The organism is Pseudomonadota bacterium, from assembly GCA_026388315.1.
Taxonomy (GTDB): domain Bacteria; phylum Desulfobacterota; class Syntrophorhabdia; order Syntrophorhabdales; family Syntrophorhabdaceae; genus MWEV01.
In genome coordinates this window covers 1-12,364 of sequence record JAPLKA010000084.1, presented here as the reverse complement: position 1 = coordinate 12,364, position 12,364 = coordinate 1, and the positions used below count along the sequence as shown (strand labels likewise).

19 protein-coding genes are annotated in these 12,364 nt (G+C 43.6%); 17 read left to right on the top strand and 2 right to left on the bottom strand.

Going from position 1 to position 12,364, the window contains the following annotated elements; translation table 11 throughout:
- The first annotated feature begins 219 nt into the window (after positions 1-219).
- From NTX75_11545 to NTX75_11465, 17 genes are all read left to right on the top strand, one after another.
- On the top strand, positions 220-735 hold the full coding sequence (locus tag NTX75_11545) for a hypothetical protein (protein ID MCX5816854.1): 516 nt from the start codon (positions 220-222) through the stop codon (positions 733-735).
- An 86-nt stretch (positions 736-821) separates the two neighbouring features.
- Complete coding sequence (locus tag NTX75_11540; protein MCX5816853.1) at positions 822-1,493, top strand: hypothetical protein; 672 nt, start codon at positions 822-824, stop codon at positions 1,491-1,493.
- Positions 1,494-1,509: 16 nt separating this feature from the next.
- Positions 1,510-1,968 (top strand): hypothetical protein, encoded by a 459-nt coding sequence (locus tag NTX75_11535; protein MCX5816852.1) that lies wholly within the window; start codon positions 1,510-1,512, stop codon positions 1,966-1,968.
- 164 nt (positions 1,969-2,132) lie between these two features.
- Positions 2,133-2,792, top strand: coding sequence for a DUF2971 domain-containing protein (locus NTX75_11530; GenBank protein MCX5816851.1), 660 nt, complete (start codon positions 2,133-2,135; stop codon positions 2,790-2,792).
- A 198-nt stretch (positions 2,793-2,990) separates the two neighbouring features.
- A complete protein-coding gene (locus NTX75_11525; GenBank protein MCX5816850.1) occupies positions 2,991-3,725 on the top strand; it encodes a GIY-YIG nuclease family protein in 735 nt (244 codons plus the stop codon).
- A gap of 170 nt (positions 3,726-3,895) precedes the next feature.
- Positions 3,896-4,438 (top strand): hypothetical protein, encoded by a 543-nt coding sequence (locus NTX75_11520; GenBank protein ID MCX5816849.1) that lies wholly within the window; start codon positions 3,896-3,898, stop codon positions 4,436-4,438.
- Positions 4,439-4,471: 33 nt separating this feature from the next.
- A complete protein-coding gene (locus NTX75_11515; GenBank protein MCX5816848.1) occupies positions 4,472-4,615 on the top strand; it encodes a hypothetical protein in 144 nt (47 codons plus the stop codon).
- Positions 4,616-4,987: 372 nt separating this feature from the next.
- Positions 4,988-5,221 (top strand): type II toxin-antitoxin system Phd/YefM family antitoxin, encoded by a 234-nt coding sequence (locus tag NTX75_11510; protein MCX5816847.1) that lies wholly within the window; start codon positions 4,988-4,990, stop codon positions 5,219-5,221.
- Positions 5,218-5,658 (top strand): type II toxin-antitoxin system VapC family toxin, encoded by a 441-nt coding sequence (locus NTX75_11505; protein ID MCX5816846.1) that lies wholly within the window; start codon positions 5,218-5,220, stop codon positions 5,656-5,658. The genes NTX75_11510 and NTX75_11505 overlap by 4 nt, the downstream gene beginning before the upstream one ends.
- A 455-nt stretch (positions 5,659-6,113) precedes the next feature.
- Positions 6,114-7,202, top strand: coding sequence for a linear amide C-N hydrolase (locus NTX75_11500; GenBank protein MCX5816845.1), 1,089 nt, complete (start codon positions 6,114-6,116; stop codon positions 7,200-7,202).
- Between the two features lie 159 nt (positions 7,203-7,361).
- Entirely contained in the window at positions 7,362-7,640 is a 279-nt protein-coding gene (locus tag NTX75_11495) for a BrnT family toxin (protein MCX5816844.1), read from the top strand.
- Entirely contained in the window at positions 7,637-7,921 is a 285-nt protein-coding gene (locus NTX75_11490) for an antitoxin (protein ID MCX5816843.1), read from the top strand. The genes NTX75_11495 and NTX75_11490 overlap by 4 nt, the downstream gene beginning before the upstream one ends.
- Before the next feature lie 127 nt (positions 7,922-8,048).
- Positions 8,049-8,327: a toxin gene (locus NTX75_11485; protein MCX5816842.1), complete on the top strand. Its 279-nt coding sequence runs from the start codon at positions 8,049-8,051 to the stop codon at positions 8,325-8,327.
- Positions 8,324-8,650 carry an antitoxin gene (locus tag NTX75_11480; protein ID MCX5816841.1) on the top strand — a complete coding sequence of 109 codons (327 nt, stop codon included), beginning with the start codon at positions 8,324-8,326 and terminating at the stop codon, positions 8,648-8,650. The genes NTX75_11485 and NTX75_11480 overlap by 4 nt, the downstream gene beginning before the upstream one ends.
- Before the next feature lie 53 nt (positions 8,651-8,703).
- Positions 8,704-9,294 carry a hypothetical protein gene (locus NTX75_11475; GenBank protein MCX5816840.1) on the top strand — a complete coding sequence of 197 codons (591 nt, stop codon included), beginning with the start codon at positions 8,704-8,706 and terminating at the stop codon, positions 9,292-9,294.
- A gap of 245 nt (positions 9,295-9,539) precedes the next feature.
- Positions 9,540-9,758: a hypothetical protein gene (locus NTX75_11470; GenBank protein MCX5816839.1), complete on the top strand. Its 219-nt coding sequence runs from the start codon at positions 9,540-9,542 to the stop codon at positions 9,756-9,758.
- 6 nt (positions 9,759-9,764) lie between these two features.
- On the top strand, positions 9,765-10,043 hold the full coding sequence (locus NTX75_11465; protein ID MCX5816838.1) for a type II toxin-antitoxin system RelE/ParE family toxin: 279 nt from the start codon (positions 9,765-9,767) through the stop codon (positions 10,041-10,043).
- A 149-nt stretch (positions 10,044-10,192) separates the two neighbouring features.
- On the opposite strand, the gene NTX75_11460 is transcribed toward NTX75_11465, so the two are convergent.
- Positions 10,193-11,053 (bottom strand): DUF2520 domain-containing protein, encoded by an 861-nt coding sequence (locus NTX75_11460; GenBank protein ID MCX5816837.1) that lies wholly within the window; start codon positions 11,051-11,053, stop codon positions 10,193-10,195.
- Between the two features lie 23 nt (positions 11,054-11,076).
- Positions 11,077-12,364 (bottom strand): AsmA-like C-terminal region-containing protein (locus tag NTX75_11455; GenBank protein ID MCX5816836.1); only part of this gene is annotated, 1,288 nt, incomplete at its 5' end.

Genomic DNA, 12,364 nt, shown 5'->3' with positions numbered 1-12,364 from the left:
TATATAATCTTAAAATTGACATGATATACGGAAAGATAAAATAATATTATTGCAAATAGTTTATCAAGAGATTATACATTATTATATCAACGATTTAAGTTGTCACTGAGAGGTTGGTAAGACCATAATTTGTATGGACATCAGAGCATTGTTATTGGATAGAATCGCGAAAGAATAATTGATTTGTGGAAATAGGCAGAAACTATAGAATAACTTGTTATGAGAAAGAAAATGGATGCATTGCAAGTACCGAGTGAGGACATAGTGTCATTTTTCCATCGATGTGAATATCTGGGCTATCTTGTTACAAGACCTCTGTCACATATTAGACCGAATTGGGAATTGATTTGGGATTATGAGAAAAAAGAATATCTCGTAGAAGAAGAAAGCTGCTCAAACCTATTAAACGTTCTTATTGCAGAGTTGGCTAACGTCAATCCACCATCGAAATATCATGACCATGAAGATCGGCTCGCAGAGCATGTTATTTCGGATCTTGGATGGAACGTGAGGAAGATTAGTGGTCGTTGGGTTGGCGAAGATTATGAGGCCATTCTTGAACAAGGAAGTCTTAGTGACATTCAACAAAAAAACTTGGTATTAGCTGCGGCCGGAAGAATAAGGGCCGCAATAGTAAGAGGCCAATTACATTTTGACGACATGGAAGAAGGCCACCGGAAAATTCTGGCTGGCGTTCTATCATGTATTCTTTATCATAGAAATGATCATGAATAGAACCTCATGGCACGGGTTTACAGCGGACTCAGACCAGAAGGCGGCCCTTGACGGTAAGCCACGGGTTATGAGCTTGAAGAAACGACATGAAGACTGACAACCTCATCAAAGAAGCTGAACGTTTGATTGATTTGGGCAACGATGTGCTGGCAACGGAAATGGTCGATGCACACCATACTGTCTGGGTATCCCCCGAGCTATTTGGTGAATTCAGGTCGTCAAGTATTTCCTATCTACGTAAGGTATTTGGAGAGGACCACCCATATTACCGCGAATTCAACGAGAAGGTCACGTCGTCCCTCAAATCCTTGGCAAAATGGGGTATCGGAATAATCAAAGCTGCAAAGAACGAAATTGAGTCTGGCTGGCTTTCCTCTCTCAAAGGAATTGTTGCTTCAGAAGTGTTTTCCGGTTTTCTGGAAATGGCGGAGTATCTTCTTACCGAGGGGTACAAGGACGCTTCTGCCGTAATGGCTGGTGGTGTTCTGGAGCAGCACCTAAGAGAGCTATCCGTCAGAAATGCAATAGATACCACTCGTGACGATAAGACCGGAAAGGCACTTCCCCTGAAGGCAGATTTCCTAAACACTGAGCTGGCGAAAAAGGGCGTATATGGCAAGCTGGATCAGAAGAACGTCACGGCCTGGTTAGATTTGCGCAACAAAGCTGCGCACGGTGCCTACGAACAATACAATGCAGAGCAGGTAAAAATGATGTGCATGGCTGTTACCGAATTCATGGCAAGGACAAAGGTATGACTCATAATAACTTGTTATGGGTATAGATAAAATTAACAACATACTTGAATCGCTCAAATACAATGCTGATAGTGCGGAGAGTTTGCATCATCTCTTATATAATTCCCTGCTGACATTCAACGGCATATTGATTACGGCATTTTCAATCATGGTTGCCATTAAGCCTTCTCTTTACTCTCCGTTTATCATTCCTTATTTTGTGCTTTCGTTTACTCCGGTTGTTGGTATTGTGGTTCTCATTTACCAAATGAGGCAATCCTTTATTGACACCACCGGGCAAAAGACAAGAGAACTTAATGAGGCGTTTTCCGAACTGTTCAATACTGTGCCCGATAAACCTGATGACAGCAAAAAACCGAAGACAATAAAGCGATATAGTCGGCTGCTTTTTGTTCTTGATAAGGTTGTTATTGTCATGACTCTTCTCAATCCAATTTTTATATTTATCATAATCTACAATGGTGGCCATTCTTAAAAAACACTGTTCTAATATATATGCTCGCATTTTTAAAAGCAGGAGGTCTTCATTATAATATTTCATAAAAGATCCCATAACAAACACATCAACCCGACAGGGATAAAGCCCCTGCGGGTTATGTGGTCGTTAGACTAGTGAAGTCATAATCATCTGGAGACCATGTGAGATTGTTTCATTTCATACCTGAAGAACATGCGTTAGATGTGGTAGCTGCTCAGAGGCTCAAAGTCTCATTGCTTGACGACTTAAATGATCCTTTTGAGCTTAACGCAGTGGAGTTGCCAGACAGACAATTTAGGAAAAAGATCAGAGAATTTAAAAGTGCTATGGCGAGAGACTATGGAATACTCTGCTTTAGCAAGAATTGGGAAAGTCCATTATTGTGGAGCCACTATGCTAATCGACATAAAGGGGTTGCCCTTGAGTTCTACGTCTCGGACAGTGTTGCTCATCCCATCGCGTATAGAATAAACCGGTATTCCTTAAATTATGAAAAGCTCACGACGGGCTTAGATAGGGAAGACATTGAAGGCTTATGGCTTACAAAATACGTTGAATGGGAATACGAGAAAGAGGTCCGTGTAATATTGAGGAAATCTGAGTGCCATAAGGAAGGGGATATGTACTTCTATGAACTTGGAAAAGACATAAGCTTAAAGGGCATTGTCTTAGGTCCTCTTTGTGATATTCCAATTCAGAAAATAGAAGATTCCTTGCCTAAAACCTCAAAGTTGGCTGTCATAAAGGCAAGGTTAGCGTTTCGCTCTTTCAATATCGTGCGAAAGAAAGATTTCGAAACTGTACATTTGTGGAAAACATAGGTCCAACGAAGCAATGCAGCCGACTCGTTACACTCGCGGCTGATTTCGTTGTTCTCCCGGCGCTTCGCGCCGGGAGAATCGGGGCAGTTAAGCCGTCAACTCCTTCCCGTCGCTCCGCTTCGGGAGAACAAGGAGTTGAAGACCGATGCCCCTTCGGGGCACGGCTTAACTGCCCCGATTCGACGACAGAGGTAAAACGTGAAGAAGCTACATATTCTTAACGAGATTACCCGCACGGCAGCTGCCAACGGCGGTGCCCCGTTGGGCGAGGCACGTTTCGAGGCAGAAACTGGAATCAAACGAACAGACTGGTTCGGCGTCCATTGGGCAAAATGGGGTGATGCAGTTCGGGAGGCAGGGTTTATCGCGAATGAATTCAACACAGCTTTCGATATCAAATTGCTTCTTGAAAAATATGCGGAATATACCCGAGAATTGGGGCAGCTACCAACTGAAGGCGAGCTTCGCCTGAAGCGCCGGAGCGATCCCGAATTCCCAAGCTCGAGAACCTTTGGCCGATTAGGAACCAAAACAGATTTGGCCAAGAAACTCATTGAGCATTGCCGTTTACTACAAGGCTTCGACGACGTGGTTGAGCATTGTGAGGATTACCTCCGTGCGCATTTGCCGGTGGACAATGATGATGTTGCGTCGAGCGGTAAAATTGTTGTTGGCTATGTCTATCTTCTGAAACATGGCTCTCGTCGGGAGTATAAAATCGGTCGCACAAATAACCAACTACGACGGGAAGGTGAGATAGGCATTGAGCTTCCGGAGAAGATCGAGCCGATTCATGTCATCGAGACAGATGATCCCGCAGGGGTTGAAGTCTATTGGCATCGTAGGTTTACGGATAAGCGTATGAAGAACGAGTGGTTCGCACTGACAGCCGATGATGTGCGTGCCTTCAAACGTTGGCGTCGCATCTTTTGAGGACCGTCGAACCAGACGCTGGAGCCAATCGGCAATAAAACCTGCCTCTGGCTCAGCTCTTTGTTATGCCACAGCAATAGAGGAGATGTATCGAAGGGGCCAATTGAGTTAGACAACAAATATAGGGACAGGATAGTTACGCAATATCCCACGTTGAAAAAGGAAGGCATATGAAAAAAACCGCTCAAACACGAAAAAAATCTTCTTTGGTGAATGCAATAATATCATCGTTGGAAAAGAATGAAATCTTTGCAAAGATTGTAAGTCTAAAACACAATTCCGAAAGGCAAATTCAAATGATGCTGTTCCTTCAGTTGGAAAGAGAATTGCCATCCATTCTGTCGAGTCATTTTGGGTTTTCGGAAAAAAAATCAACAAGAATTGTAAAGGAAGGCTTTAAATGGGAACAAAAAATTGCTACCCCAGTTCCAAGTTTTAATTTCTTCGCGACAAATCATCATCCCGATTCTGTACTGGAAATAAACGAGAAGCTTAGAATTGCCATGGAGTTAAAAAAAGGAGATTCTGGCCAATCCTTACGCTCTGGTATCGGTCAAGCACTTGTTTATTCGACACAATTCAATTTCATAATCTATCTATTGGTGGACACAACGCCAGCACAGGATATTAAAAGCTCTGTAAGTGCTGACAAAGAACAAGCTCTGATAAATTCTTTGTGGAAAAACTATAATGTTAAGTTCATTGTAGTATGAATAATACAACAGGCTACAGGGGGCCAAAGGGGCGTGGGTAAATTTGGACATTTGGAGAAAGACAGACATCAGTCGGTGACAAAGGACATGAAATGGAAAGACAGCATAACCAATGGATTCAGCCAATCGCCTAAAAATCAGGCTCTGGCTGATCCCCGTGTAAGGCGGACCGCTTGAGTCGCGCCCGGATAATATTATGAATGATAAAGGCATAATAAAGGCAATTAAAAGCAATTAAAAGCAATGGGCGCTCCTCCACGCTCTCGTCACCTCGCTGCTCACTGCGTTCGCTGATCCGCTCGGTTCCTCGTCCGCCTTACGTGGAGCTGAGCTACGCTCTCATCGATTTGTTGCCCTTACGGGCACGGCGTACCGCTACCAGCGGTCCGCCTAACAAAACGCTGGAACGTTGTCACTCCCTCTGCAGTCACACCTTTGGTGTGAGCAGGGTCGTGCCACCGCTCAGCTCCCCGTTGGCCATAAAAATCTAATCTTGACAAAATACCACCTGTAATGTACAGTTGAATGTACACATTAGGAGGTGCGTAAATGAAAAGTGTTGCATTCACAGATTTCCGTAAAAAGGCTTCAGATTTAATAACTGAGGTAGAACATGGAGAGACAATTATTCTTCTCAGGCGCGGAAAGCCCGTAGCGGAAGTAGTCCCGTTTTCTGATAAAGTACACAGATCCCCGGCATGGAAGCAACCAGGAATCCGTCTGCGCATTCAGGGAAGCGATTTATCTTCGGCTATCTTAGAAGAGCGTGAGATGACCCCATGAAGCTTGCAGTTGATTCATCATCGTTTGCCAAAAGATATGTGCAAGAGATCGGCAGCGAAAAACTGGAATGTTTCTTGGAAGATGCTTCGGAGTTAGCTTTCTCTGTTGTTTTGGTGCCCGAAATTATTTCTGGCCTCAATAGGCGACTGAGAGAAAATATTTTAACTCTTGTTGATTATCGTGCCGTAAAAAAACAACTGTTGAATGATGTCAGCGATATAACGGTTTTGCATATAACACCTTCAGTAGTCTCGCGCTCGGTAAAACTCTTGGAGAACAATGCGTTACGCGCTATGGACTCTCTTCATGTCGCATGTGCCCTTGAATGGGGGGCTGACTTGTTTATAACGTCTGACATAAGGCAATTTATGGCTGCAAAGAATTCAGGTCTTCATGTTGAATATATTGGCCAACCAGTCGTTGGAGCCGATCGCTAACGCTCCGGCTCAACTCTGCGTTATGGAAAAGAAATTCGATTTCAGATTATTTTTGGCGATTACAGACACTGTGTCTGTAGCGCTAACACCAACTGTTGGTGTAAAACAGGAAATCTCTGTAAAGTCAATACAGGCTTGGGCTTGAACAATCATATATTATTTATATTCACTGTGAATATAATCTTGGAAACCTTTTGAAAAATGTCTTTATTTGAGTACAGGAAGGTAAAAAGGAAGGTTCTTGAAAATGGCAGGTTTTCATCTTATTGAAAGTTGAGATAAGAATAAAGACAAAAAACGGAATAGAAGATATAATAAAACAAAAACATGGAGAAGCAGATAGAGGCAAAAAAGTTCCAACAAATCTCTGGAGCCAATCGGCAACAAAGAGCGTTGCCTCTGGCTCAGCTTTGTGTTTTAGGCAGAAAGATAACCATATGAAGAAGGAGGATGACATGAGCAATCTAAAAAAACAATTATGGAGTGCATGTTTAATGGCCCTGATTTTATTGGCCTTGTTTGTTTGCCCCGTATATCCTTGTTCCAGGGTATTGTGGAACAACAATGGACAAGCAATCGTAGTCGGCCGCAATATGGACTGGTTCGAAGACATGAAGACCGACCTCTGGGTTTTTCCACGGGGAATCCAGAGAGATGGCGGAGTCGGCAAGAATTCGCTCAAGTGGACGTCGAAGTACGGGAGCCTGATAGCTTCGGGCTACAATATCATGACTGTTGACGGTATGAACGAGAAAGGTTTGGCCGTCAACCCGCTATGGCTGGCGGAGTCGGATTACGGTAAGAGAGATGAGTCCATCCCCGGCATATCCTTCACCCTGGCAACCCAATACTTCCTGGATAGCTTCGAGACTGTGGCAGATGCGGTCAGATTCATTGAAACAAAACCGTTCCAGATAGTCACAGGCCCTATGGGCTCGACGAACAGAGTAGCAGCCGGGCATTTAGCACTGGCTGATGCGACGGGAGACTCGGCCGTGATCGAGTACATCGATGGCAGGCCCAAAATCTATCACGATCGCAAGTACACGGTCATGACAAATTCGCCGCCCTTCGATGAACAGCTTGCCAACCTCAAGCAATACAAGCCGTTCGGTGGTGCTAAGGATTTGCCCGGTTCAGAGCAGTCCCCTGACCGCTTCGTCCGTGCTGCGCGATATCTGGAAAGCCTGCCCAAGCCGGAAAACAAGCGCGAAACGATTGCGTACCTGCTGAGTGTGATGCGAAACGTGTCAGCGCCCTTTGGGGTTTCCGACCCGCTAAGGCCCAACATTTCTTCCACTCGTTGGCGGACGGTGGCCGATCTTACCAAGCGGGCCTATTACTTCGAGTCTACAATAAGTCCGAACATCATCTGGGTCTATCTCGATAAGCTGCAGTTAAAAGAGGGCAGCCCGGTTTTGAAGCTCGATCTGGTGAACGAGCTTGATCGGGTAGGCGATGTCACGGGGCAGTTCAAGCAGTCCAAGCCATTTGAATTTCGGAAAGCAGTAGAGACCAAGGGGGCGTTTTTAAAAAGTAAGTAACCTGTGAAAACAGAGGCATTATTGACACGGAAAAAACAACAAAAAACTCCACATAACCACCCCATACACCCAATCGCTACGCTCTGGGTGATGGCGATTATGCCAAAAAAGCCACAAAAATATATTGACATAAGGCACACGTTGTCGTAATATAAGCATATGAATATATTCAGATGGGACAATGAAAAGAATGAATTGTTAAAGAACAATAGGGGCGTTTGCTTTGAGCAAGTTGTCCTGCTAATGGAAAGAGGTGAAGTTCTCGATACCATTGAACATCCAAATCAAGAAAGGTATCCAGGACAGAAAATTGCTGTGTTAATGATTGATGCATACGCATATCTTGTTCCTTATGTTGAACACAATGAAGAGATATTTCTTAAAACAATTATACCTAGCAGAAAAGCTACAAACAAGTATGTGAGGGAAAAGAAATGAAAAAGATAATCCTGGATGATGAGGAAAAAGATATCCTTGAATCATATGAACGTGGAGAATGGGTACCAGTTAAGAATGCGAAGAAGGAAATCAAGAAGCTCCAGCAGTATGCAAAAAATACACTGCAAAAAGACAAGCGGATAAACATTCGCATGTCTTCAAAAGACTTGGATCAAGTACAGGTTATCGCGGTACAAGAGGGCATACCTTACCAGACGTTGGTATCCAGTATCATTCATAAGTATGTTTCCGGATATCTTATCGAGAGAAAAAAGGCTTAATAAGCCGCTGGAGCCAATCGTGGCCCCTTGGGCCGCTCCGGCTTAGCTTCCCGTTATGCCTTCAAAATGATTGACAGAAGCATCAAACTCGGCTACTCTATAAGAAGAATACAATAGGCACACTTTTATGAAATATTATGACTGGAATGATGACAAAAATGAGTTGCTCAAAAAACTGCGCGGAGTGTCGTTTGAACAAGTTGTACTGGCTATTGTCTCGGGAGATCTGGTTGACCGCATAAGGCATCCGAACCCGGAGAAATACCCGAATCAGAGAATATTCTTGGTGAAGATCGAGGACTATATCTATTCGGTGCCGTATGTTGAGGATGGTGAGAAAATATTCTTAAAAACAATAATACCCAACAGCAAGGCAACGAAGAAGCGCTTAGGAGGAAAAAGATGAAAAAAGCAGAATATATTGATAAAGATGAAATGGAACTATCAAGGTCGCTTGAAACCGAAGAGTGGGTTTCCGATCTCACCAAGAAAGAAAAGAAGCAGTATGAGGAATATGCCCGCAATAGCTTGACCAAACAGAAAAGGATCAACATCCGAATGACCGAGCGAGACCTAAAGAAAATCCAGGCAAAGGCGATTGAAGAAGGTCTCCCCTATCAATCCCTCATCTCGATGCTTATTCATAAATACAACGAAGGGAAAGTATCCGTTCAAGAATGGCATAACAAAGGCATACAGCCAATCGCCCGGAAAGCGGGCTCTGGCTGACGCTTGTGTTGGGCTGGCCTTAGAACATGACTACAAAATCTCTTGGAGGGTATATGCGCGACTTAAAAGAACTCGGTGTTTTGCTACTTGGTTTTGTTCCCTGGATGCTCTTTCTCTTTTTTGCTGGTCACACCTTGATGAGCCTGGAACGCGCCATAATTGTAAGTCTTTTTGCGTCCCTCGTGTTCGGGTTTGGTGAACTGAGACGGGGCTATATTCTTCAGTGGGGAACGTTGTTTTTTTTCTGCTTTTGCGTTGTTCTCGTGAATCTCTTCAAGGTGGTCTGGGTGGCAGACAACATGGACTTATTGGCCAACACCGCACTTGCCGGCACCATGTGGCTAACCATATTGGTGGGGAAGCCATTTGCTTTGCAGTATGCCCGAAGAGACGTGCCCAAAGAACGATGGAACGACCCAAAGTTTATCCAAGGGTGTCGCCTCATCACCCTGGTTTGGGCGTGCCTTATGTCCCTGTCGGCCGGGCTGTCTGTTCTTCGGCGAAGCTCCATGATCAACTTACCGGGGTGGGTGTACTTCGATGCTACTCTCTGCATAATTCTAACGGGCCTCACGTTCACCATGCTCTTCAAGAGGCAGAAGCGGCTGCAGCATGAACACGAAAAGGCAGAGGAGAGAAACTGAGTGACCGGACTGTACCGAAACACGAGCGGGTCATTATCATCAAAGAAAAGTTTGATGCCAAGATGAAAGAAAAGGTAAATAGTAGACGCACATAACGAATGGATGCAGCGAATCGGCCATAAAGCCGGCCTCTGGCTGATGCCTGGTGTTACCCTCAGAACGAATGTGCAATCTTTTGTTGTATTATGCAGTCTATAGACATATAATGATAGCATATTGCAATAAAGATATTCGGAGGAACGATTATGGCTACAGCAGTAAGAATATCAGAAAGACTTGTAGGTGAAGCAAAGAGATTTGGACGAATTGACCATAGATCTTTAGCCGGGCAGATTGAGCACTGGGCACAAATGGGCAAATGTGTCGAAGAAAATCCTGACCTGCCATATTCTCTTATCAAAGAAATGTTAATTGGATTGGACGAACTGGATCAGGGAGAGAAGACCGAATACATTTTTGGATAGACCTTAATGAAAGTATATCAGTCCAGATCATTTGAGAAAAAAGTAAAGAAGATGTCTAAACCGGAGAAGGATTCGTTGGATCAAGAAATAAATAAAATTGTGGAAGACCCGAGCATCGGGGATGAAAAGAAAGGTGACCTGCGAGGAGTTTTTGTGCATAAGTTTAAACTTAAGAGTATGCAGCACCTGCTTGCATATCGAAAAATTGGTGAAGACTTGGAACTTGTTATGATCGGTCCTCATGAAAACTATTATCGGGATTTAAAGCAGTATTTGAAGGCTTGATTGACCGAACATGCATATAGGTATCAGATTATTCCGGGTTGATGGGTAACGCTTTTGTATTAATTCATAGACACTTCAAGTCGGTCTTTCTCCTTCAGCCCGCTCCTTTCACCTTGTCCTGCCTTCGGCAGGATTAAGGCTTGCACCTTTTACCTTTCACTATCCAGTATTTCCCGCAACTTCTCAAGTATCTCATCATCAAGCACACCTCTCTTCCTGACCATATCAAGCGCTACCGAAGAGAGGGCTTTGTAGACCTTTGTATAGAGTTCAAGGCCTTCCATCGCCTGGAGGTGGGAGAAAACGGTCTCTGCATCACCCCTGATGACCGGACCGGTGAGTGACATGAGAGGACCTTTGGTTTCAATATTTTTCAATGTGGCCTTTATGATAGGGAAAAACGGTTGAAGCTCCACACCGGCTTTATTCATAATGTCCTGTCCTGCATAGAGGAGGGCGCACAAAAGATTGCATACATAGACCGCTGATAAATGGTAGAGAACCTTGTTTTTCCCTTCTATCCTCACAACATCAAAGCCGATTGTCTTGCCTATAAGGGTTAAAACAGGAATTGCCTCTTCATGACCGTCAATAAATATATATGTATCAGGGATAACACGGATTGCACTCTCAATATCAGGAAAGGTCTGTAAAGGGTGAAGGGAGCCTAAAAGAGCCCCTTTCATATCAAGTGGTGAAAGAATAGAAGCCGGATGTGCGCCACTTGTATGGAAAAAGAGTTTACCGTCAAGCCTCTCCGATTTCTCGTATATTTCGCCTGCCACCTCTGTAATTGCCCTATCCTGGGTGGTAATGGCAATTACATCTGAAGATTGGATGATTTCCATGTTGTCATGGGTATAGAGTAACCCATTGCCCATATAGTTCCTTGCAACATTGAGCTGAGCTTCAAATTTATCAGATACCGCCACCACATGAAGCCCTTTGTCTTTCATCACATGCCCGACGGATGTACCCACTTTGCCCGCGCCTATTATGCCTATTTTCATTGAATCATTTAGACCCCAGTTTCTCATTCAAACATTCCTTTCGGCAGCACTAATATGTTCTTCAAAATTTCAATGGTTTTATGCCCCACACTGTTCGTAAAGCTGACATTAATATCAGGGTTGTCTAACTGGCCTTTTACATTATACACTACATAGAGAAACCCCTTTTCCTTTTCTTTCAGGATGTTCCTCAGGATGGGTATCCTGTCTATTGTTCTGTCCACCGTCACAAGGGGTGATACAGTAATGGTACCGTCTATTTCATTCTTTTTCATGTTCAGTTTACCGTCACCGTTAATCAGCATGGAGGGGCTGTCTATAAGGAAGTTTTTTGTGCTGAATATACCATTCTTTATTGAAAAAGTTGCACCCATCCTTGTATACGGAAGACCCTCCTTTGCCAGGTCGGATTTTCCCCGGAAGACGTCATATACGTTGAGGAGTCCGAAAATCTTCGAGAGCAGATTCCAGCGCTTTATTAACCCATTTTGACTGTATATGGCAAGATCACCGCTTATATTGCCGGACAGTTCTTTCATAGTTTTTCCTGATGAGTCTATATGCCCGTATATAGTTGTTTTGCCTTCTATTACCTGTGACTTTCCACCAAATGATTCTAGAAAAACCCCACTCGCAATGTTGTTCAATTTTCCATTTGCATACATATGCGGGAGCGGGGCTGAAAAATCTATTGAACCATGGGAATCCACATTACCTTCAAGAGAATCCATCTTCAATTCAGAAACATTCAGTATTCTATTGTTGAATGCTCCTTTGATGTTGAGGTTTTCGCCCGTTACAATGCCTATTTTTATCTTTTTTGTCCGCAAGAATATGTCGCCGCTTGCATTCGACATTATACTGTTCTTATAAACCACGGGAATTTCAAAGTCTCCGGCAGGTTGTAAATCATCGTATTCAAAATTATCCATGTTGATAAAGAGGGAAAAACGGGGGAATTCAAACCCTTCGACATGGAGTGTTCCGGTGTTGAGAATGTTCTTGTCAAACTTTAAATTATTCACATCAATATTAAAGTTATCACCTTGAAAGGTTGATGTGAGGTTGATATCTTCGAATGGTTTATGCATCTGCGGCAGTTTTAAAATGCCGTTGCGTATCTTTGCATATCCGTTTATGTATGGTAGCTTTTTTACGGGGAACTTTAAGCTTCTCACTACCACATTGAGTTCGAGTTCACCTTTAGTGGTTTTGCTGTCAAAAAAAAAGAGAGGAGCGATTCTTTCAACACCTGAAACATCCATGGCAGCATCAAAGTTTATTGTGCTGTTATCCTCGATGTCGCCTCTG

Coding starts and splice junctions, on each gene's coding strand:
- NTX75_11490 (MCX5816843.1), top strand. CDS start 7,637: ATGAAAAAGATAATCCTGGATGATGAGGAAAAAGATATCCTTGAATCA.
- NTX75_11545 (MCX5816854.1), top strand. CDS start 220: ATGAGAAAGAAAATGGATGCATTGCAAGTACCGAGTGAGGACATAGTG.
- NTX75_11535 (MCX5816852.1), top strand. CDS start 1,510: ATGGGTATAGATAAAATTAACAACATACTTGAATCGCTCAAATACAAT.
- NTX75_11500 (MCX5816845.1), top strand. CDS start 6,114: ATGAGCAATCTAAAAAAACAATTATGGAGTGCATGTTTAATGGCCCTG.
- NTX75_11460 (MCX5816837.1), bottom strand. CDS start 11,053: ATGAAAATAGGCATAATAGGCGCGGGCAAAGTGGGTACATCCGTCGGG.
- NTX75_11485 (MCX5816842.1), top strand. CDS start 8,049: ATGAAATATTATGACTGGAATGATGACAAAAATGAGTTGCTCAAAAAA.
- NTX75_11520 (MCX5816849.1), top strand. CDS start 3,896: ATGAAAAAAACCGCTCAAACACGAAAAAAATCTTCTTTGGTGAATGCA.
- NTX75_11480 (MCX5816841.1), top strand. CDS start 8,324: ATGAAAAAAGCAGAATATATTGATAAAGATGAAATGGAACTATCAAGG.
- NTX75_11475 (MCX5816840.1), top strand. CDS start 8,704: ATGCGCGACTTAAAAGAACTCGGTGTTTTGCTACTTGGTTTTGTTCCC.
- NTX75_11510 (MCX5816847.1), top strand. CDS start 4,988: ATGAAAAGTGTTGCATTCACAGATTTCCGTAAAAAGGCTTCAGATTTA.
- NTX75_11540 (MCX5816853.1), top strand. CDS start 822: ATGAAGACTGACAACCTCATCAAAGAAGCTGAACGTTTGATTGATTTG.
- NTX75_11505 (MCX5816846.1), top strand. CDS start 5,218: ATGAAGCTTGCAGTTGATTCATCATCGTTTGCCAAAAGATATGTGCAA.
- NTX75_11470 (MCX5816839.1), top strand. CDS start 9,540: ATGGCTACAGCAGTAAGAATATCAGAAAGACTTGTAGGTGAAGCAAAG.
- NTX75_11465 (MCX5816838.1), top strand. CDS start 9,765: ATGAAAGTATATCAGTCCAGATCATTTGAGAAAAAAGTAAAGAAGATG.
- NTX75_11495 (MCX5816844.1), top strand. CDS start 7,362: ATGAATATATTCAGATGGGACAATGAAAAGAATGAATTGTTAAAGAAC.